This is a genomic window from Kribbella sp. NBC_01510 (assembly GCF_045040325.1).
GTDB lineage: Bacteria > Actinomycetota > Actinomycetes > Propionibacteriales > Kribbellaceae > Kribbella.
On sequence record NZ_CP109418.1, the window covers coordinates 5,395,884 to 5,415,569 of the forward strand.

23 protein-coding genes and 2 tRNA genes are annotated in these 19,686 nt (G+C 67.4%); 11 read left to right on the forward strand and 14 right to left on the reverse strand.

What is annotated here, in order from left to right; genetic code table 11:
* Window positions 1–168 precede the first annotated feature (168 nt).
* Window positions 169–315 (forward strand): hypothetical protein, encoded by a 147-nt coding sequence (locus tag OG558_RS27155; RefSeq protein WP_405065539.1) that lies wholly within the window; start codon window positions 169–171, stop codon window positions 313–315.
* Window positions 316–588: 273 nt separating this feature from the next.
* Here OG558_RS27155 and OG558_RS27160 read toward each other — a convergent pair whose 3' ends face one another.
* Complete coding sequence (locus OG558_RS27160) at window positions 589–843, reverse strand: hypothetical protein (protein WP_405065540.1); 255 nt, start codon at window positions 841–843, stop codon at window positions 589–591.
* A 264-nt stretch (window positions 844–1,107) separates the two neighbouring features.
* Between OG558_RS27160 and OG558_RS27165 the strand changes: the two genes are divergently transcribed.
* Window positions 1,108–1,938, forward strand: coding sequence for an alpha/beta hydrolase (locus OG558_RS27165; RefSeq protein ID WP_329475434.1), 831 nt, complete (start codon window positions 1,108–1,110; stop codon window positions 1,936–1,938).
* Between the two features lie 516 nt (window positions 1,939–2,454).
* Here OG558_RS27165 and OG558_RS27170 read toward each other — a convergent pair.
* Complete coding sequence (locus OG558_RS27170) at window positions 2,455–3,498, reverse strand: sigma-70 family RNA polymerase sigma factor (protein ID WP_405065541.1); 1,044 nt, start codon at window positions 3,496–3,498, stop codon at window positions 2,455–2,457.
* Between the two features lie 185 nt (window positions 3,499–3,683).
* On the opposite strand from OG558_RS27170, the gene OG558_RS27175 reads away from it, so the two are divergent.
* Both OG558_RS27175 and OG558_RS27180 read left to right on the forward strand, forming a co-directional pair.
* Window positions 3,684–3,983, forward strand: a complete 300-nt coding sequence (locus OG558_RS27175) for a hypothetical protein (protein WP_405065542.1) — start codon at window positions 3,684–3,686, stop codon at window positions 3,981–3,983.
* Window positions 3,984–4,057: 74 nt separating this feature from the next.
* Window positions 4,058–4,657, forward strand: coding sequence for a dihydrofolate reductase family protein (locus tag OG558_RS27180; protein WP_405065543.1), 600 nt, complete (start codon window positions 4,058–4,060; stop codon window positions 4,655–4,657).
* An 81-nt stretch (window positions 4,658–4,738) separates the two neighbouring features.
* Here OG558_RS27180 and OG558_RS27185 read toward each other — a convergent pair whose 3' ends face one another.
* The 3 genes from OG558_RS27185 to OG558_RS27195 all read right to left on the reverse strand — a co-directional run bounded on the left by OG558_RS27185 (window position 4,739) and on the right by OG558_RS27195 (window position 6,288).
* Window positions 4,739–4,948 carry a hypothetical protein gene (locus OG558_RS27185; RefSeq protein ID WP_405065544.1) on the reverse strand — a complete coding sequence of 70 codons (210 nt, stop codon included), beginning with the start codon at window positions 4,946–4,948 and terminating at the stop codon, window positions 4,739–4,741.
* Window positions 4,949–5,743: 795 nt separating this feature from the next.
* Window positions 5,744–6,010, reverse strand: a complete 267-nt coding sequence (locus OG558_RS27190; protein ID WP_405065545.1) for a hypothetical protein — start codon at window positions 6,008–6,010, stop codon at window positions 5,744–5,746.
* Window positions 6,011–6,214: 204 nt separating this feature from the next.
* Window positions 6,215–6,288, reverse strand: a tRNA-Ile gene (locus tag OG558_RS27195).
* 143 nt (window positions 6,289–6,431) lie between these two features.
* Between OG558_RS27195 and OG558_RS27200 the strand changes: the two genes are divergently transcribed.
* Window positions 6,432–6,569, forward strand: coding sequence for a hypothetical protein (locus tag OG558_RS27200; RefSeq protein WP_328522188.1), 138 nt, complete (start codon window positions 6,432–6,434; stop codon window positions 6,567–6,569).
* Between the two features lie 91 nt (window positions 6,570–6,660).
* On the opposite strand, the gene OG558_RS27205 is transcribed toward OG558_RS27200, so the two are convergent.
* The 6 genes from OG558_RS27205 to OG558_RS27230 form a co-directional block, all read right to left on the reverse strand.
* Window positions 6,661–7,317 (reverse strand): hypothetical protein, encoded by a 657-nt coding sequence (locus OG558_RS27205; RefSeq protein ID WP_405065546.1) that lies wholly within the window; start codon window positions 7,315–7,317, stop codon window positions 6,661–6,663.
* Between the two features lie 126 nt (window positions 7,318–7,443).
* Window positions 7,444–7,902, reverse strand: coding sequence for a DUF4232 domain-containing protein (locus tag OG558_RS27210; RefSeq protein ID WP_405065547.1), 459 nt, complete (start codon window positions 7,900–7,902; stop codon window positions 7,444–7,446).
* 194 nt (window positions 7,903–8,096) lie between these two features.
* Window positions 8,097–8,169, reverse strand: a tRNA-Asn gene (locus tag OG558_RS27215).
* 105 nt (window positions 8,170–8,274) lie between these two features.
* The gene (locus OG558_RS27220) at window positions 8,275–8,814 is read right to left on the reverse strand and encodes a hypothetical protein (protein WP_405065548.1); all 540 of its coding nucleotides are present in this window, start codon (window positions 8,812–8,814) and stop codon (window positions 8,275–8,277) included.
* A 46-nt stretch (window positions 8,815–8,860) separates the two neighbouring features.
* The gene (locus OG558_RS27225; protein WP_405065549.1) at window positions 8,861–9,745 is read right to left on the reverse strand and encodes an RNA polymerase sigma factor RpoD/SigA; all 885 of its coding nucleotides are present in this window, start codon (window positions 9,743–9,745) and stop codon (window positions 8,861–8,863) included.
* Between the two features lie 117 nt (window positions 9,746–9,862).
* Complete coding sequence (locus OG558_RS27230) at window positions 9,863–11,428, reverse strand: amidohydrolase family protein (protein ID WP_405065550.1); 1,566 nt, start codon at window positions 11,426–11,428, stop codon at window positions 9,863–9,865.
* 79 nt (window positions 11,429–11,507) lie between these two features.
* Here OG558_RS27230 and OG558_RS27235 point away from each other — a divergent pair, with 79 nt between their 5' ends.
* The 3 genes from OG558_RS27235 to OG558_RS27245 all read left to right on the forward strand — a co-directional run bounded on the left by OG558_RS27235 (window position 11,508) and on the right by OG558_RS27245 (window position 14,343).
* Complete coding sequence (locus OG558_RS27235) at window positions 11,508–12,284, forward strand: uracil-DNA glycosylase family protein (RefSeq protein ID WP_405065551.1); 777 nt, start codon at window positions 11,508–11,510, stop codon at window positions 12,282–12,284.
* Window positions 12,285–12,355: 71 nt separating this feature from the next.
* The gene (locus OG558_RS27240) at window positions 12,356–13,225 is read left to right on the forward strand and encodes an exodeoxyribonuclease III (RefSeq protein ID WP_405065552.1); all 870 of its coding nucleotides are present in this window, start codon (window positions 12,356–12,358) and stop codon (window positions 13,223–13,225) included.
* Window positions 13,225–14,343, forward strand: a complete 1,119-nt coding sequence (locus OG558_RS27245) for a hypothetical protein (protein WP_405065553.1) — start codon at window positions 13,225–13,227, stop codon at window positions 14,341–14,343. Before OG558_RS27240 ends, OG558_RS27245 begins: the two co-directional genes overlap by 1 nt.
* Here OG558_RS27245 and OG558_RS27250 read toward each other — a convergent pair.
* Entirely contained in the window at window positions 14,336–14,836 is a 501-nt protein-coding gene (locus OG558_RS27250; protein ID WP_405065554.1) for a DUF664 domain-containing protein, read from the reverse strand. The genes OG558_RS27245 and OG558_RS27250 overlap by 8 nt on opposite strands.
* Between OG558_RS27250 and OG558_RS27255 the strand changes: the two genes are divergently transcribed.
* Together OG558_RS27255 and OG558_RS27260 are read left to right on the forward strand one after the other, a co-directional pair.
* Window positions 14,835–15,917 carry an aldo/keto reductase gene (locus OG558_RS27255; protein ID WP_405065555.1) on the forward strand — a complete coding sequence of 361 codons (1,083 nt, stop codon included), beginning with the start codon at window positions 14,835–14,837 and terminating at the stop codon, window positions 15,915–15,917. The two genes, OG558_RS27250 and OG558_RS27255, sit on opposite strands and share 2 nt — an antisense overlap.
* 105 nt (window positions 15,918–16,022) lie before the next feature.
* A complete protein-coding gene (locus OG558_RS27260; protein WP_405065556.1) occupies window positions 16,023–17,546 on the forward strand; it encodes a phospholipase C in 1,524 nt (507 codons plus the stop codon).
* Here OG558_RS27260 and OG558_RS27265 read toward each other — a convergent pair.
* Complete coding sequence (locus OG558_RS27265; RefSeq protein WP_328522176.1) at window positions 17,543–18,133, reverse strand: hypothetical protein; 591 nt, start codon at window positions 18,131–18,133, stop codon at window positions 17,543–17,545. The two genes, OG558_RS27260 and OG558_RS27265, sit on opposite strands and share 4 nt — an antisense overlap.
* A gap of 26 nt (window positions 18,134–18,159) precedes the next feature.
* On the opposite strand from OG558_RS27265, the gene OG558_RS27270 reads away from it, so the two are divergent.
* Window positions 18,160–18,936 (forward strand): DUF5995 family protein, encoded by a 777-nt coding sequence (locus tag OG558_RS27270; RefSeq protein ID WP_405065557.1) that lies wholly within the window; start codon window positions 18,160–18,162, stop codon window positions 18,934–18,936.
* Here OG558_RS27270 and OG558_RS27275 read toward each other — a convergent pair.
* Window positions 18,933–19,637: a M50 family metallopeptidase gene (locus OG558_RS27275; protein ID WP_329475451.1), complete on the reverse strand. Its 705-nt coding sequence runs from the start codon at window positions 19,635–19,637 to the stop codon at window positions 18,933–18,935. The genes OG558_RS27270 and OG558_RS27275 overlap by 4 nt on opposite strands.
* Window positions 19,638–19,686: the final 49 nt, after the last annotated feature.

Here is a 19,686-nt window from a genome sequence, read left to right on the forward strand (position 1 = left end):
AATCGCTCGGCCAAGAGATCCCGCCGCCACCGGCGCCCGCAGCCGCCGACCTGGACCGACACCGGGTCAGGTTCGGGGCACACCGACGGCCAGCCCGTACGATGCGCGCGACTAGCCGTAACACCGAGCCCACCAATCGCGATCACCTCGAGAGAGGGGGAATCATCAGTGGACATCGTCGTAGCCATCATCAGCGGCGTGGTGAAACTGACCATCGCAGTGATGCAGATCATGGCCAAGCTCGTCATGTTCGGCATCCGCGAAACGCAGCGAGCCATCGCCCAAGCCCAACGCAACCAGGCGCGTAAGCGGTAAGCCCGGAAACACATCCGCATACTCAACGACTCCGGAACCGCACTCCGGGGGTCCTTCTGTGTCAAGTGTCGGACCAGCGGGGCGATCAGCTCGACGACGCCGACCGGCGCGGCCCGGGCCAGTTCTACTGCCCCTTCTGCCATCTTCTAGGCGTCGGGACTACCGCCGCAGACGCCTCTGGACGCCTCTGGCAGCACGAGTTGACTCCAGTCATGAACCGTGTCACGGGATGCCGGGGCCGCCGGCAGCTCGGCAACATCCCTAGGTGATCATCTAGCCCCAGCGCGCTGGGCGCGCGAGAGTCAGCCCAGGCGAGGACCTAACTTGTGCCGAGTGCGCACCGTCGCGGCCGTGGATCGTTCGCAGGATTTCGCGTAGGTCGTCGGGTAGTGGGTCGGCGGCGGTGATGGTGTGGGCGCCGGCCTGGATTTCGATGGTGTGGTATCGGCGGGTGGTGGGGACGAACTTCTTGATCGACCATTCGGTGGTGTCCTCGATCCAGCGTGAGACCGCGAGGGCGGCGAACATCGATTGTTGATTCGAACGATCGGGCGGAAGTAGCCCTCATGTACCCGAACAGTGGTCACGTCGTGGGTTGCGCGGCGCTTCACCCGCACCGGATGATGCCTGTCCTGGCGGACCGGACCAGTCTGGTTGGGCGTACCCGGGCGCTGCGGCGGGGTACGAGAAGCGCGCACCGTGAACAAGGGAACACGAATGAGTGCTGAAGGTCAGCGCGAGGCGTTGTGATCCCGCGTCAGTACCCGCACCCCTTCCCTGGATCGGAGCCTCATGACCACGAACACACCCGAGGCCACCCCGGCGGCGCAGAAGCCGACCATCGTCCTCATTCACGGTCTTTGGCTCACGCCGCTCAGCTGGGAAGGCTGGAAGCAGCGCTTCGAGTCGAAGGGCCACACCGTGCTAGCACCGGCCTGGCCGGGACTCGAGGGAACGGTGGAGGAGGTCCGCCAAAACACCTCCAAGTACGAGCGGCTCGGGATAAAGGAGATCACCGACCACTACGACCGGATCATTCGCGGTCTCGACGCCCCGCCCATCATCATGGGCCACTCGTTCGGCGGCCTCATCACGCAGCTCCTGCTGGACCGCGGCCTTGGCGCCTCGGCCGTGGCGATCAGCCCGGCGCAGATCCACGGCGTATACACCCTGCCCCTCGCCCAGGCCAAGGTCGCGTCGGTGGCGCTAAAGAACCCGGCCAACCGCCACAGGACTCAGATGCTCACACCGGAGGAATTCCACTACGGCTTCACCAACACGCGCACACTCGAGGAGTCGAGACCGATCTACGACAGGCTCGCGGTTCCGGGGCCGGGGCGCCCGCTTTTCCAGGCGGCGCTCGCCAACTTCACACCCCACGCGGTGACGAGGGTTAACCGGCACAACTCGAGCCGCGCGCCGCTGCTGTTCCTCGCCAACGGCAAGGACCACACCGTGCCCGCGGTGTCGACCCGCGCCGCCTACAAGATCCAGAAGAAGACGGGCGCACTCACCGAGCTCAAGGAGTACCCCGACCGCTCCCATTCCACATTCTCCCAGGACGGCTGGGAAGAAGTGGCGGACTACTCGCTCGATTGGGCCGTGCGCAACGCGCGAACCTAGCCGCAGGCCGTGATCTGGTGATGTGGCGGTCGTGGACGTGCGCGGCGACCCTTTGATGATCCGGAGCCGTGTGGACTACAGATCATCTCACTCTGGCCGCCTGCTACAGCGCGGAGGCTGATCGGGCAGCGCGGCCCGCAGCTCAGCGGATGATGCCCGGTTTAGGAAACCGAGGTACACCGTCGACACCAACCCCTTCCAGGCCTGGCCAGCCAACATCAGTTCGGCCGATTCCGTCTCCAGACGACTCGAATCGACACCTGTTCGTTCCCAGGTGTTCCCACGCTGAACTGAGTGGTGCGGCAGGCCCGCCGCGAACTGCGCCAGGCCCAGAGCCGGACGCGGAAACTCGAGCGTGCACTGACGCGGGCCGCCCGGCTTGCTGCCGCGGCTCGCCGGCGATGCAAGGCTATGGGGGCGGCGCCCCGAGCCGGAGCTTCGTTGAAGCAGCCCGAGGCAACCATCCGAGTTCTGCCTTCAAGCGCGGGACAACAATTGGGTGGCGCCAGAAGTCTGTCAATCTGTTTCGGGGAGGGTTCGGGGTAGTCCGAAGCGTGTCATGACGTTGGTGTTGAAGCAGGTGATGGCGGTGATGTGGTCGTCGGCGGTGGTGATGACTTGGAGGCCGTAGGCGCGGTAGGCACCGGCGTGGGGGTCTGCCTGGTACAAGCCGAAGGCGGGCTGGCCGTTGGCGCGGGTGGGTACCACGCGGTAGGTGAGGCCGGGGCGGAAGACGACGGCGGCGAAGACGCGCTGGGCTGATTCGATGCCGCGGTATTCCAGCGTGACGGGGGGCATGGAGAGTCTCACGTCGGTGACGAGCAGTTCGATCAGGGCGTCCAGGTCGGCGCGTTCCAGGGCGTCGGTGAACCGGGCGACGAGCCGGTGTTCGGCCGCGGTGTCGGGTTGGCGTGCAGGCCTGCCGCTGCCGGTGCTGCCGGTGCTGCTGGAGTCGGCGAGGTGGTTGTCGACGGTGGCGCGGGCGCGTTTGAGGGCGCTTTGAACCGATTCCTGGGTGGCATCGAGCATCTGGGCGACTTCGGCGGCGTGGTAGCCCAGGACGTCGCGCAGGACGAGCGCGGCGCGTTGGCGTGGGGGCAGCAGTTGCAGGGCGGTGATGAAGGCCAGGGAGATGGCCTCGGTGGTCTCGTAGCGGGCTTCCGGTCCGGGGCGCTGGTCGAGGAGGTGGTCGAGCAGGACGTCGGGGTAGGGTTCCAGCCAGGGTGGGTCGCCGGCGCCGGTGGGTTCGGGCAGGGTGGCCTGGGGCAGCGGGGGTGCGATGCGGGGGCGTCGGCTGTCGGCGCGCAACATGTCCAGGCACCGATTGGTCGCGATCTGATACAGCCAGGTCCGCAGCGAGGACCGCTGGCTGAACTCGCCGAGGTTACGCCAGGCGGACACGAGGGTCTCCTGGAGTGCGTCCTCGGCGTCCTGCAGGGATCCCAGGATGCGGTAGCAGTGCACCTGCAACTCGTGGGAGTGGCCCTGGACCAGGTCGCGGAACGCGTTGTGGTCGCCGGCCCGAGCCCGAGCGATCAGGTCCGTCGTGTCCATCTCCATCGGCATGCATCCTCGCCTTTCTTCTTTCCGCAGGCCGCGTTCGACTTGCTTACTAATAAAGACGCCGTCGGCCCCGCGAATTGGGCGGTGTCTGCGCGCCCAATTGATCGCCGTGCCGGCGTCTACCCGGTTAGAGGCGGTCCCAAATCCGGGGCTCGCCCGACTACAGAACAGGACCACAGATCATGGCCGCGTACGTCTTCTCCTACCGTGTGCCCTCCGACTACAGGCCCGCCGCCGAGACGCCGGCCGAGTGGCAGGCCTGGTTCGGCGGGCTGGGCGCGGCGCTGGTGGACGTCGGCCACGCTGTGACCGATTACGCCTCGCTCGGCGAGGTCGGCGGCAGCGGCTTCCGGATGATCGGCCACTCGGTGGTGTCCGCCGTCGACATGGACTCCGCGGTGGCGCTGGCCAAGGACTGTCCGGTGATGCGGGTCGGCGGCGGGGTCGAGGTCGGCCCCGCGATGGAAACCGCCGGGTCATGAGCAACGCCATGACCGCAGCGACGGCGCGCTGTCTGGATCAGTGATGGCCGACAACATCGTCAAAGGAGCACGGAATGGGAAAGATCGTCATCAGCTCAAATGTCACCCTTGACGGAGTGGTCCGAGACCCCGACGGTGAGGAGGGCTTCGAGCGGGGCGGCTGGTTCCACCAGTTCGTGGGGGGCAAGGACCTCGAAGACTGGGTCGCCCGCGAGACCGAGGAAGCGCTGGGTGCCGCGGCGCTACTGCTGGGCGGGCGGACCAGTGAGTGGTTCGCGGCCCGGATGCTGTCGCGCGATGGCGCGGATGTCCGCGTAAGCCCCGAGTGGGCGAACCGAGTGAAAAGCATCCCCAAGTACGTCGTGTCGTCGACCCTCGAAGGTCCTCAGTGGAGCAACGCCACGGTCCTCAACGGCGACGTGGTGAAAGAGATCTCGGAGCTGAAGCGGAAAGTGGACGGCGAAATCCTGGTCTACGGCAGCTACCAGCTCGTGCGCACACTGCTGGAACAGGACCTGGTCGATGAACTGCGGCTGGTAGTTTTCCCGGTCGTGTTGGGAATCGGCCAGCGTGTCTTCGACGAGACCAGCGACAAGAAGGCGCTGAACCTCGTCAGCACACGAAAGATCGGTGACGGCCTGGTGTTCTACACCTACGAATTCGAGAAGAACTAAATCGAGAACGGCTGCCCCTGCGCCATCCAGCGCAGGGCAGCGCGCTAGGAAGCGATATCCCGAGCGGTGGAAGCTCCAAGCTCAACCCACATCGCCGGATGCAATGCGCGCCACAACGGCCGCCGCAGGCGTCGCCGTCACGGGAGCGGTCATCCGCGGTACCGGCAGCTCAAACTGGCTCGACCCCACCATGGCCCTGATCATCGCCGCCGTCATCTGCCACCACACTCTACGATCCGGCGCGAAGATCTCTGGCAGCGCTTTGTCGGGCGTGGCGGCAATCGTCCGCAACGGCGCCAGGCTGCTCGGTCGGGCACGATCGCGTTCAGCTGATCCGACCTCATCGTCACGGCGTACAGCCAGTCCGAGAGGACCAGGGCCTGGTCGTGTGTGAGCTTGATGGTCACCGGTTCGTCGTTCGCGCGGTCACCGTAGCGAGCTGCGATCGTCCCGCAGGCCGGAAGGTCGGTCAGGGGCGACGTCGAACCGGCACCTTGTTGTTCAGGCTGACCCCAGCGTGACTCCAACAACACCAATGACAGGGAGTTCGGCACCGCGGGCGACGGGAGTTCTTGGGGGCCACCCGGTCAGGAATGAAGCCGGGCGGGTCCTACAGATTAGAAGGCGGGCCGGTGCACTTGGTCGGGCACGACCAGGCCTGAGCTGCGACCAGGGTGGTCGAGATGCATGGCATGACTCGTGGCACCAAACGACGGATACTCATGGGGAATCTCGCGCTCGTTGGGGGCGGCCGTGTTGTTAGAAGCTCTGGTAGAGCAGATCCGACGCTGTAGTTCTCCCTCGTAATGAGAAGGTCATCGGTTCCTGCTCCAAGATGTCGCTTTGCCACGCGGCGGCCGACTGGCCCACCTTCGCGATCTGGTCCGGCACCATGCTGCCGGGCAGACGTGGGGCTTGCACACTCGACGGCATCTACGGCATCTCTCAGGATTGTTGCGCGGGCAACGGTCGCGGACATGCTCGTCGCACTGGTGTGGACGGGTTGTTCGATGCTCGATGTCCTTCTTTCGTCCCTGGCAATGAATGCGACATCTGCGCAGCTCGGCATAGAAGCTGTCGAGCGTCTCAACGTCGAGGCGCCGACAGCTGCGTCGTGCCGAGCAGCGGCTTGATGTGAGTTTCGTACTTCGACGGGTAGCCACGGACTGTCTGCGTGTCCGCGTCCAGCACCGAGAAGTACCTCGTCATCAACTGCGCGACCGTTGCACGCGTCTTGGGATTTCGCTTCTCATCGACCTGGCTGAGAAGCCGGGTGCGCGCCTTATCTGCTTCCCTCTCCTGGCGCGGGCCTGCCGGGATAACTGCGGTGAGGTAGAGGTCCTTCTTCGTCACCGGGTCAACGCCGGCGTAGACGCGGACCTGGAGCGATCCCGACTTGAGGCGCCGGATCGACCCACGCTGTCGCCTCGACCTACGGGATTCATCGGCCGTGCACGGACGGTAGCACGGGCTTCATGGCACGGCCCATGGCACGCGCTTCGGTGCCACCCCGCAGGCCAGAGGGTCGAAGTTGCTCTGACCTGCGGGTTCATGCCGTAGGGCGGGCGGGACTCGAACCCGCGACCCAGGGATTATGAGTCCCCTGCTCTAACCAGCTGAGCTACCGCCCCGTGCTCGGAGGATCGTATCTGGTGGGAGTGGGAGAGGTGGGAAACCAGGGGTGGGTCAGGGGTTTGACGGAGTGGTGGTTGGGTCGGACCGGGCATGATGGAGGCAGGTCCTGTGCAGGGCTGTTCCGTGGAAGGGAAGGCCGATGGGCTGGTTCATTTTCCTCGTGCTCGTGGTGGGCGCGATCGCGGCGTACAAGTATCGGGTGCCGCTGATCGCGAAGCTGACCGGGCAACCGCAGCAGCGTATTCAGCGCGCGATCGACCGGCGGAAGGGCAAGTAGGCGCCGGCCGCGGAGCCCTCTTCCGGAGGGCGGACGTGCGAAGGCCCCGACCGCAGGCTGCGGTCGGGGCCCCGATGGCTTGCGGACGAGGTCAGCCGACCTGTACTGCGACCACGTCAGCCGCGGCGGTGATGTCGCCGGATCCGGCCGAACCGGCGTCGTCGTTGTAGCCGAAGGCGAACACCTCGACCTTGGTCGAAGCGGTCACCTTCACGACCTTCACGGTCGAGCCGGTCAGCTCCCGGTCCTTCGAGGGGGAGATCTCGGCGCCGAGGATGGTGCCGTAGTCGTCACCGAACGCGGTGTCGGATGCCCCTACCCGGAGAGCCAGCTGCGGCCGGGTGCCCGCCGGGCCCGCGGCGGTGCGGGCGAAGAACGCGGACGAGTTGATCAGCCAGGTGCCGGACGGCAGCGTGAACTCGCCGACCTTGGTCTTGCCGGTCTTGAACGAGCCGCCGATGTGGGCGATCACGACCGGGTCGAACGTCTTCGAAACGCCGAGCTTGCCGTTCGAGTCCTTCAGGAACGCAGCGCGGTCGGCGGGTGCGAGCTTGCTCGCCGGCACGCTGTTGTCGACGACCTGGGTCGCCGCGACCGACCGCGGGCACAGCGGGTACGACAGGGACTTGCAGTCCGGCTTCACGGCGCCGTTCGCCGCGACGGAGACTCCGACCAGCACGCCGGCCCCCAGTACAGCGGCGACCATCAGACGGCCGCTCTTGCTGTTCAGGATCTTCTTGATGTTCACAGGGTTCCTTCCCCTCATCCCCGAGGCCCCCCTCGGGATCAGGAGCACGGTACGGGAATAGCTGGTATAGGCCAAATTAGGAACCGCGTGTCGCGGGAATTGGACCAGCGCGCCGTGGTCGGGACGTCAGGTCGGGAACGTCAGGCACCAGGCGGTGAGGGTGATCTTGGCCGTGGTGCCGATGTCGGTGTCGACAGGCCAGACCACTGGCTTGTCCCGCGTGCTTCTGGCGATGGACAGGTAGGTGCCGGCGGCTTTGTCTTCGCCGGCTTCCACAGTGTTGGACCATGAGACGGCCGCGAGGGCGGATTCGCCCTTCCGCAGGCTGAGCTTGGTGGGTCCGGGGTCGATGGCCATGTACGACAGACCGTGTGTGACGGTCACCTTCATGGGCCTGCGCTTGGCGTCCAGGACGGTCACGTCGGGGTAGCCGTTGACGGTCAAAACGCCGGAGTGGCAGTTGGTCAGCTTGATGACGACGGCGCGGTGTCCCAGGGCCGCGTCGACCTGGCCGACCGAGATCGACGCCCCGGTGCTGGGGCATGTGGAGGGTGGCGGAGTGGGCGTCGGCCGGGGTGTCGGCACTGAGTGCTCGGATGGGGTCGGCGTCCGCTCGGGTATTCCGCCAACCGCACTCTGGGTGCCGCATTCGGTCACCAACAGCAATGCTCCGGCCAGCCCCACCCAGAGCCGCCGAACCTACCCGCCTCTGTGCTCACGGCCGCTGGGGTGCGGGCATGAAGAAAGCCGGCTCCAGAGGAGACCGGCTTGGTGTGTTGCTCCCGCGACTGGACTCGAACCAGTAACCTGCCGGTTAACAGCCGGCTGCTCTGCCAATTGAGCTACGCGGGATCGTGGGTGTTTCCTGCCCCCCGAACCCCGAGGACCTGAGTAGGTTAGCAGGCGCGACCCGAACTACAAAAACGGGATTCGCCGGCCTGGAGGCTGACTTCTGCGTCAGATTCCGAACTCCTCGCGGACTTCTCGGAGGGCTGCTTCGGCGGCGTCCAGTACGCCGGGGTGGTCGGGCTCCAATCCCTTGTCCAGAACGAAGTTCCAGGTGACCGCGGCGTCGGTGGTGGACGGGTTGCGGCGGCCGATGATCCGGACGCCGCGCTTGCCGGCGAGCGGGACGTGGCGCTGGATGACGATGCTCGCGTCGACGCGTTCGCGCAGGAGCTGGCCGAAGCGGCCGGGGTCGTCGACCTTGAGCTCCGTCGCGCGCAACGGCGTACCGAAGTCGGTGGTCTCGAAGATGTTCAGGATCGACGCCTCAGAGTCCCACCCGGCGCGCTCGATCTTCTCCCAGCCGACCCGGCGGAAGGTGTCCGGAGAGTCGGTCGGCAGGTAGACGGCAGACCTCGTGCCGGCGACCCAGTGCCCGTCCGTCAGTCGGACCGCCGCGAGGATGTCGTCCTTCGCGCCGGACGCGTCGCGCGAGGCGACGGTCACTGCGTCAGCCAACTCGCGCGGCCAGGACGTACGCCGGAGTTTCACATCTTCATCATTCCAGTTGCTCCAAACGCTGTGTGTGGGGGGCAGGTCAGGCCGCGTAGTCGCGGAGGTGGGGGATGGCTTGGCGGCGGAGGTGGCGGAGGGCTTCCTTTTCGAGGGTGCGGACCTGGTCGGGGGTCAGATGGAGGGCGCTGGCGGTTTCTTCAGGGGTGCAGGGGGCGTGGTCCTGGAGTCCGTAGCGGTGGACGAGGACGGCCTGGTGGAGGTCGTCGAGGAACTGGAGGTGGTGGGCGATGTCGCGGCGGAGGGCGGCTCGGAGAACGATCGGGGCGTCGTCGATGACTGGTTCGGAGTCGTCGGCGTCGAGGGTGTCGGGGTGGATTCGCCAGGCCTCGGCGCGCTCGACCCGGGCCGCGGTGAGGCCGCTTGCCGTGGCGAGGTCCGCGGTCGTGGGCTCGCGGCCAAGGGACTGGGTCAGGTCGTGGCGCAGCGACGCGAGGCGGCAGGCATCGGTGTACGCCTGCGCCGGCATCCGCACCAACCGGGACCGGTCCGAGATCGCGCGGCCGATCGACTGCCGGATCCACCAGATCGCGTACGTCGAGAACCGGTGACCGAGCCGGTGGTCGAACCGCTCGACCGCTCGCATCAGCCCGATGTTGCCCTCCTGGATCAGATCCAGAAGTGAGATGCCCTTGCCGGTGTACCGCCGGGCCAGCGAGACGACCAGCCGCAGGTTGCCCTCGACCATCCGCCGCCACGAGTGCTTCCCGAGCGCGACGACCTGCCGCAGGTCGGCCGGATCGTGCCGGCCCGGATCGATGCGCAGCCGCTCGGCCGCCAGCAGCCCGGCCTCGATCCAGTACGAGTGCTCGCTCACCTCCTCCAGAGTCAGTAGTTCGTGCCGCCCGATGTCGCGCAGGTAGGCCACCAGCGCGGAAACGTCCGCCGGTTCACAGTCCAGTTCAGCCATCCGTGCCCCTCTCCTTGTCAAAGAGAGTGCCGTGATCGGACCCGCGGGAACGCAACGACTTTCGGTATGTGGATAACTACCTGACGTGACAACCGGAAGTCCCAGGCGCTCGCGCTCTCAGGCGTACGCGCGGAGTCCGCTCAGCAACCCGTCGTGGAAGGGATTCGCGTCGACTGCGTCGAACCAGGCGTCCCCGGTGGTCAGGGGCTCGAGCGGTGGGATGGTCACGGCTTCCGGCGTGGCGCCGGCCGCGCCGCGGCGGCGAAGCTCGACGTTGAGCTCCGGCGCCGGCATGTCCGGAAGCAGCACGAAGGTGCCGGCCGCCAGCAAGGCCGGAGCTCCGCCGGGGGAGGCGTCCGCAGTGACCAGGTCGGAGAAGCCGGCTTCGTCGGCGGCGGCCAGGGCAGCGAAGGTTTCCGCAGCCCGAGCCGCGGCACCGGCGGGATCCTTCCGGATCCGCTCGAGCTCGGCGACGACTGTTTTCCAGGTGACCGCGGCGTCGCCGTAGTCGATCGAGCGAGAGAGCTTGCCGACCGAGATCTGCGTCGCCGTCGGAGCCAGAGGCTTCATCAAGGACCGCAGGCCGTACCGGGCTCGTCCGCCGACGACCACGAGCCGGATGTCGGCCTCGGTGGCCTCGATCAGGTTGCGGTGCGGGTCGGCCCCGGATCGCCGTACGACGATCAGATCGGCCAGCGCGCCGCGTTCCAGGCGTCCGATCGGATGCGGCCAGACCCCGGACAACGCCTCGCCCGGGTTGGACGTCGCCATCCGCACCAGTTCCTCGTCGGTGAACACCGAGTGGGCCTTGTTCCAGAGATCGGCGACCTTCAACTCCCAGAGCACATTGCGCGTCCCCGACGGACCCCAGTCCGAGCCGATGCACAACCGCACTCCGGCAGCCTTTGCGCTACGAACGTCCGCTGTCGCGCCGTACAGCCAGAAGTTGGAGAAAGGCGACCAGACCAGGCTCGAATTCCCCGCCTTCATTTTCGCGAAGTCGTCCGCGTTCAGCGCGGCACCGTGAATGGCAACCAGTTGCGGTTTGACCACCCCGACCTGGTCCAGCAACTCGAACTCCGAGCGCAGCTTCGGATCCGACCCCTCGGCCGAATGCGCGATGAATCCGCGCCCCTGCGCGACCGCTGCCGCATAGGGAGCCAGCGCTTCCTTGCTGTCGGCAACCAGTGTGCTGACCCGGATGAAATCGTCGTGGGTGCCGAGTTTCTCGGAGTCGACGTTCCGGATCAGGTCGTTGTCCGGGGGTACGGCGCCTCGCGGGTTGCCCTGGATCGACGTCGTACCGCCGACGATCGCCCGGGTCTCGACGTACCTGAGGAGCGCACGACCGGCCGCGGCACCGAGCAGCCGGGCCGGTTGACTGATCTGCGCGCTGTACGTCGGCGCCTTTCCCCACTGGTTGTGCGAGGTCCATGGCTTCGTGCGCGAAGGCTCGGTCCACAAGGGCAGGCTGTTGTACATCAAATGATTGTGTAGATCGATCAGCCCGGGATAGATCAGACCACCGGCCGTGATCCGTGCAGCGTTCTCGAAACCAGCGGGTACGGCGTCGATCGGGGTGACGGCCGCGATCAGTCCGTCGTCGCCGACGTACACCTCGCCCTGGGGGAGAACCTGCCCGTCCGGCCGCATCGTCACCACGGTTCCACGCAGTACGAACATGGCTTCCCTCCCGTAGAATCCCCTTGCCGCCCCTGATCACGAGAGTAGGTCACGAATCGTCGAGGGGGAGGTATTTGCGATGGCTGACTTCGATCCCGGCCCGCCCGCCGTGGTGGCGCGGCACTTCGCGAAAGTGCCGAGTTATGCGGACTTCCAGGAATTGTTCTGGTACGACTGGGGCCCGGTGTTCTACCGCGGCCGGCTGAACCGCAGCGCCCGGCTGCTCGCGATCGCCTCCGATCCCGGCCCGACCGAACGTATCGCCGGGCGCACGCTGGTCGGCGACGCGGGCCAACGCGTGCAGGGTTTCCTGACGAAGCTCGGCCTGACCCGCAGTTACTCGCTCGTCAACGCCTACGCGTACGCGCTGCGGCCGTCGCTTGCCCAGCAAGCCGTGCCGCTGCTGTCGCAGCCAGATCACCTGAGTTGGCGGAACACCCTGCTCCAGATGATCACCGGCGAGCAGTTGCAGGCCATCGTCGCGTTCGGCGCGCAGGCTCGGTCCGCGGTGCGGCTGTGGGACACCAAGCCGGACGTGCCGGTGTTCGAGGTGCCACATCCGTCCAGCCGCGAGCCCCAGAAGCTGGTCGACAGTTGGCGGCAGGCCATCACCGACCTGCGGGCCATCGTCACCCCGGATCCCGACGGTGATCTCGCCGTACCGAACTATGGCCCGAAGTTCCTTGAGTCGGACTACGCACCGATCCCAGCCCGCGACCTGCCGTTCGGCGTACCGCCGTGGCTGGGCGACGACGCGTGGGGCCGCAAGGACAAGCCGAAGCACAACAACAGCGTCGAACGACCGTCGACCGATCTCCTCAACACCTTGGTCTGGCGGGCACCAAAGCTCGGCTGATCACGCTCGGCTGTCCCTCGTCAGACGACGGAACCATGAAAATGGTCCGTAGTCGGGTCTACCTTGGTCCAGTGCGAGTGGCGACCTGGAATGTGAACTCGGTGAAGCAGCGGATGCCCCGATTGCTGGGCTGGCTGGACGAACGGCAGCCCGACGTGGTGTGCCTGCAGGAGACGAAGCTGGCGGACGACGCGTTCACCGCGTTGCTCGGCGACGAGCTGGCAGGCCGCGGCTACGAGACGGCCCTGTACGGCGAACCACAGTGGAACGGCGTCGCCCTGCTGTCCAAGGCCGGATTGGAGGACGTCGTCACAGGCATCGCCGGAGCGCCCGGGTTCCCGAATCCCGAGGCCCGGGCGGTCGCGGCGACGTGCGGTGGCATCCGGATCCATTCGCTCTACGTGCCCAACGGCCGCGTCCCGGACTCCGATCACTACCAGTACAAGCTGGCCTGGCTCAAAGCCCTCAGAGACGTCGTCGCCTCCGGCCCGGCAGACCAGATCGTCTGCGGCGACATGAACATCGCCCCGGCCGACGCGGACGTCTTCGACCCCGCGGCGTACGTCGGCCAGACGCACGTGACCCCGCCCGAGCGGCAGGCGCTGGCCGACCTGATGGCCGCGAAGGATCTGCACGACGTCGTCCGTGACCGCTGGCCGGATCAGCGTGTGTTCAGCTACTGGGACTACCGCGCCGGCATGTTCCACCAGGACCTCGGGATGCGGATCGACCTGATGCTCGCGACCGATCCGGTCGCCGCGCGGGTGAAGGCGGCGTGGATCGATCGCAAGGCTCGCAAGGGGACCGGGCCGAGTGACCACGCGCCGGTGATCATCGACCTCGACACCGCGCCCGACGGCGACATCGGCCCGGTCGTGCCACCGCCGTCCGCGCCGCGGACCGGCCGGAAGCAGGCCACCAAACTCCCGCAGAGCCGCTGATGCGACGCCTGTTCGCAGTCGCGCTGCTGCTCGCGACCATCGCCGCCTGTAGTCACGAAAAGCCCGCCGCCCCGGCGGCGGTCGCCTGGTCGAAGGTCGACGTCGGTACGGCGGAGCCCGTCACGCTCACCGCCTACGACGACCAGCTGCTCATCGGCCTGCGCCATCGCGGTGCCGAGGTCGTCCCCGAGCTCCAGCTCCTCGACCACACCGGTCAGCGCAAGTCGATCGTCGTGAAGCCCAACCGCGCGAGCCCGTATGCCTTCGAGGCCATCTGGTATTCGATCGCGTACGACGGCAAGCAGCTGCTCGCCCTCGGTGGAGCAGCCGGCGGAGCCCACTCCAACACCCGCTGGACGGTGTGGACCGGCACGCCGCAGACCGGACTCATCGAGCGTCCACAGGAATTCTGGACCTTCGGCGGAGAGACCGCAGGCGACCTCTACAGCGCGGTCATCACCCCGAGCGGCCGCGCGTTGCTCGGCTCGTGGGGCGGTGTGGAGACCGGCAACGACGCCATGGTGTGGCTGCCGCAGGGCGACGCCAAATGGACCCGGCAGGACCCGGCGAAGACCGCGCTCCAGAGCACGCCGTCCCTCCTGGTCGGTCCCGGCTTCGGTACGACGCTCGGCGAGAGCATCGTCCTGGTCGGGTCCCAGGTCCGCCTCGCGCCGAACGTGGTCGCCCAGGAGGCGGCCGTCTGGCGATCCACCAAGCTCAACCAGGGCTGGTCCCGGATCGCGCTGCCGGAGCCCGGCAACCGCAGCCAGGCGATCACCGCGACCTGCCGCAAGGACTGTGTGATCTCCGGGTACGTCGACGGTCAGCTCGCGATCTGGCAGCTCGACGCCTCCGGTACGGCGAAGCGGCTCCCGGGTGTCCCGTCGATCCCGGTGGGGGACAAGGACAAACTGCCGCCGCCGGTCGTCGACGGCGGCAAGATCGTCCAGATCATTGCTCAGGACAACAAGGTGAAGGTGCTCACCGGCCAGGACGGGCACTGGACCGTCCAGGAGTCACAAGGTCCGGAAGGTCAGGTCACCGACGCCGTGCAGATGCCGGATCACAAGCTCTACCTGATCGCCGGCACCTCGCTCTGGCAGACCACCCTCAGCTGAGCAGACCCTTCACGTACGCCGCCTGGCCGGCGTGCTGGGCGCAGTCGTCGATCACGCTGACCAGTCGCACGCCGAGTGTGACCGGCGGGGTCCACCGGCGGTCGACGATCCGGTCCAGACCTTCGTCGGTGACCGTCTTCAGGAACTCGACCGTGCGCGCGTGCACGGCGTCGTAGTACCCGAGCAGCTGGTCGGCCGAGAGCTGGACCAGCGCGACCTGCTCCGAGCTGTGCGCGTACCCGGTGTCGCCGGCGGACAGCGGGAGGCCGAGCCGCTCGTGCCAGCCGTCCGCGGTGTGCACCTGCTCGTAGCCACCGGCGTCGGCCAGATGGTCGTCCTGCACCCGGGTCAGGTGCCAGACCAGCCACGCGATCGAGTTGGCCGTGTCACCGGGCCGGGTCGCGAGCGTCTTGTCGTCGAGACCTTCCACGACGTCGTGCAGCACCTCCTGGATCCGGCTGTGTGCGTCGATCAGCAGTTCACTCGTCTTCATGATCGCCACCGTAGTCTGCGGGTGGGACAGTTCCGAGAAAGGGATCATCGTGGAATATCGCACCCTGGGCACGAGCGGCGCCGTCGTCTCCACCTACGCGCTCGGCACCATGACGTTCGGCAGCGAGACCGACGAGGCCGGCTCACACGTGCAGCTGGACCGGTACGTCGAGGCCGGCGGCAACTTCATCGACACCGCGGACGTGTACTCGGGCGGCGGGTCCGAGGAGATCGTCGGCCGCTGGCTCGCGAAGAGCTCCGCCCGCGACGACGTCGTACTCGCGACCAAGGGCCGGTTCCCGACCGGCGGTGGACCGAACGACGTCGGGACGTCCCGCAGGCACCTCCGCCGTGCCCTGGACGCGTCGCTGCAGCGCCTCGGCGTCGACCACATCGACCTCTACCAGTTGCATGCGTGGGATCCGGTCACGCCCCTCGAGGAGACGCTCGGCTTCCTCGAGGACGCCGTCCGCGGAGGGAAGATCTCGTACGGCGGACTCTCGAACTTCACCGGGTGGCAGCTGCAGAAGGCGTGCGACCTGATCGCGCACCGCGGCTGGTCACGGCTCGTCACCCTCCAGCCGCAGTACAACCTGCTGGTGCGGGAGATCGAGTGGGAGATCGTGCCGGCCGCGCAGGAGAACGGACTCGGCCTGCTGCCGTGGTCGCCGCTGGGCGGTGGCTGGCTGACCGGGAAGTACTCCTTCGACGAGGAGCCGACCGGCGCGACCCGGCTCGGGGAGAATCCGGACCGCGGGGTCGAGTCCTGGCATCGCCGGAGCCGCAACCAGCGGGTGCGTGATGTCGTCGAAGCGGTCCGGGAGATCGCGGAGGCCCGTGGCAACTCGATGGCCCAGGTCGCTCTCGCCTGGCTGGTCGACCGTCCCGCGATGACCTCGGTGATCCTCGGTGCCCGCACCCTGGACCAGCTCGACGACAACCTCGCCGCCGCGGACCTCCACCTGACGGCCGACGAGACGGCGAAGCTCGACCAGGCCAGTGACCCCGGGGCGGCGGACTACCCGTACGGCGGCCCCGGCGTGGCCCAGCGGGGCCGGCCGATCATCGGCGGGCGCGGCTGACCTGGAGTGGCTTAGGGTCAGCCGGGGTATGGGGGAGAGGCTAGGTGGGCTGACGAGCCATCAATCCGGTGGCTCCCGGCCTACGACACTTCGAAGGAGTCAGACGTGTTCGTCCGGACCAAACGCAGGATCCCCCTGGCCGCCGGGCTCGGGGCGGTGCTGGTCGCCGCCGCCACGGTACCGGCGGTTGCCCTGGGCCACGATCAGGGGGCGCCGACCGCCACCCCGATCAAGCACCTCGTGGTGATCTTCCAGGAGAACGTGTCGTTCGACCACTATTTCGCGACGTACCCGAACGCCGCCAACCCCGCGGGCGAACCGCAGTTCGCGGCCGCCGCCGGGACGCCGAGTGTGAACGGGCTGAACACCCCGCTCGCCGCGCCGAACAACCCGAACTCCGCCCAGCCGTTCCGCCTCGCCCGCGACCAGGCACAGACCTGCGACCAGGACCACAACTACACCGACGAGCAGTTGGCGGTGAATTCCGGCCTGATGGACAAGGTGGTCGAGACGGTCGGCCGCGGTGCCGGCACCTGCGCGGACTATGGCCACGGCAAGGGCCTGGTGATGGGGTACTACGACGGCAACACCGTCACCGGCCTGTGGAACTACGCGCAGCACTTTGCGATGAGCGACAATTCGTACGGGACCAACTACGGTCCGTCGTCGCCCGGCGCGATCAACCTGGTGTCGGGTCAGACCCACGGCTTCAGCGCCGACGGGGAGGCCGTGCCCGCCGCGACCGGCACGATGATCGGTGACCCGCAGCCGGCGGGCGACAAGTGCAACACCCGGGACAGTTCGACGGTGACGGACCCGAAGAACAAGAACGTCGGTGACCTGCTCAACGCCAAGGGTGTGAGCTGGGGCTGGTTCCAGGGCGGCTTCGCGGACTGTACGGCGAAGCACTCCGACATCGGCGGGGTCAGCAGCGTCGACTACATCCCGCACCACGAGCCGTTCCAGTACTACCAGAGCACCCAGAACCTGCAGCACGTCCGTCCGGCGTCGGTCACGGAGATCGGGAACAACGGCCCGGCGAACCACCAGTACGACCTGACGGACTTCTGGGCGTCCGTCGACCACGGCAGCATGCCGGCGGTCAGCTACTTGAAGGCGGCGGCGTACCAGGACGGTCACGCCGGCTACTCGACCCCGCTGGACGAGCAGAACTTCGTCGTCGACACGATCAATCGGCTGCAGAAGACCAAGGACTGGAAGAACACCGCGGTCGTCATCGCGTACGACGACAGCGACGGCTGGTACGACCACCAGGTCGCCCCGGTCGTGAACCAGTCCAACGACCCCGCGCACGACGGGCTCACCATGGACAAGACCTGCGGTACGAACGCCGCCCGGATCGCCGGCGGCTACCAGGACCGTTGCGGTTACGGTCCCCGGCTGCCGCTGCTCGTCGTCTCGCCGTACGCGAAGCAGAACTTCGTCGACCACAGCACGACCGACCAGACGTCGATCCTGAAGTTCGTCGAGGAGAACTGGAAGACCGGTCCGATCGGTAACTACTCGTTCGACGAGAAGGCCGGCTCACTGGGCAACCTGTTCGACTTCCACCACAAGAACAAGTCGCTCTACCTGGACCCGGTCTCCGGCCAGCCCGTGCAGCACTAACGCTCGACAGCAGCGCGGAGAGCGGCGTACGACGCAACCAGCGCACGCCGCTCGGCCGCGAGCAACGGGTCGTCGCGATGCCGGCCTGCCTGGACCCATTGGTCGGACAGGAGCATCGCCTCGACCCGTTTGCTCGCGGCCGGGCGGAGCGTCTCACGGTCGGCGGCGCCGTACACGTAGGCGTAGAGATCGATCAGCGCGTCCTCGAGTTGCTCCTCGGTGACCGACTCGTCGTGCTGGTTCGCCCGGTGGACGCGCCACCACTCGACCTCCAGGCGCGCGGCTCGCGCCGGGTCGAAGTGGAGACCGTTGGCGCGTGCGACCAGCTCGTAGAAGCGGCGCATGTACGCACGGGCCGCATCCGGCTGGTTGTCCGGGTACGGCGACCACATCTGGTTCGCGCGCAGTACATACCAGGCTCCGGCGAGTGTGCGGCCCGGTGACATCCCGAAGCCGGCCGCGACCATCCCGACGGACGCGACCATGAACCGCCGCCACTCGTGCCGGTAGTAGGCCGCCCAGGCGTCCGTCTCACGGTTGCCGACGACCACCGGGTCGAAGGACAGTGGATCTGTTCTGCCCCGCATTGATCCCTCCCCCCTTGGGAGATCCGATGAACGATGGTAAACCGGTGGCCGGTGTCGTCGCGCGAATGCGGCAGCGGCTGGACGACTTGCCGGCCGAACTCACGCACCGGCGGATCTTCCTCGGCACGTACCTGCGCACGACGCAGGCGGTGGGTGACGCGATCGATCGGGCCCGGTTCGAGGACCCGGCGTGGGTCGAGGACTGGGACGTGAAATTCGCCGAGCTCTACCTGCAGGCCCACGACGCGGATCTCGCGGGCCGGCCGGCGGCGAAGGTGGCGGGGGACGAGCTGCGGATCCCCGTGGCCAGGCCGTGGCGGCTTGCGTTCGACGCCCCGCCCGACCTGCCTGCCTTGCGGCACGTGCTGCTCGGGATCAACGCGCACGTCAACTACGACCTGCCGCAGGCTCTGCTCGCCGTGATCAGTGACGACGACTTCGGCGATCCGTTCCTGATGGACCGCCGGCGCCGGGATCACGAGCGGATCGACGGCGTACTCGCGGAACGCGTGGGCGCGGAGGACGACGAGCTGGCGGCATCGGGTGCGAAGAGTCTGCTCGACGCGGCGTTGACACCGCTCAACCGCCTGTCGTCACAGCGTTTCCTGCGCGAGTCCCGGCAGAAGGTCTGGCACAACACCATCGAACTGCAGCAGGCGCGCGTGCAAGGCGGCTATGCACAACGTCTGGCGGAACTGGAGTTGCTGAGTGCGGCGAAGATCGCCGACCTGCTCAGACCAGGGCAGGTCCTGCTCCGCCTGGCGATCACCGGCTTCGGAGTGACCCTGCCGCCACCGCCCTAGCCCGGCAGCACCCCGGACCACACGACACCGAGCGCCAGACACGCCAGCGTCACCAGGCCGAACATCCCGACCCACAGCAACGCCGGTACGCCGGTCAGTCGCCGCAGCTGATCCGCATCCGAACTCCGCCCCTGCCCGCCGCGGCGTGAATGCTGCAGCTCGAGCACGGCACGTGGCGCGGCCAGCAGGAGGAACCACGTGAGCAGCTGAGCGAACGCGGATTGCACCGACGGCGATCCCCACCACGACACGCCGAAGACGACAGCACCGAAGACCACGACCGACCAGAGCCCGTAAAGGTTGCGGATCTGGAGCAGCAGGATCACCAGCGCGACCAACAGTCCCCAGAGCAGCGCAACGGCGTACCCACGACTCAGGACGAACGCGGCGGCGAGGCCGAAGAGCGCGGGCCCGGGATAGCCGGCGAGCAGTACGGCGATCATCCCCGGACCGGTCGGACGGCCACGGGACACAGTAACGCCGGACGTATCCGAGTGCAGCCGGATGCCGGCCAGCTTCCGTCCGACCAAGGCGGCGATCAGGCCGTGGGCACCCTCGTGCGCGATCGTTATGACCTGCCGGGTCAACCGCCAGAACGGCCGCCATGCGATCAGCACGAGCGCGACCACACCCGTGCCGATCACCACCTTCAGCGACGGGTCCGGCTGCGCCGACGTGATGCTGTCCCAGAACTCACTCACGCGCCCATCCTTGCAGCCAGGTGGTCAACCGCTGGCCGTTGACATCACC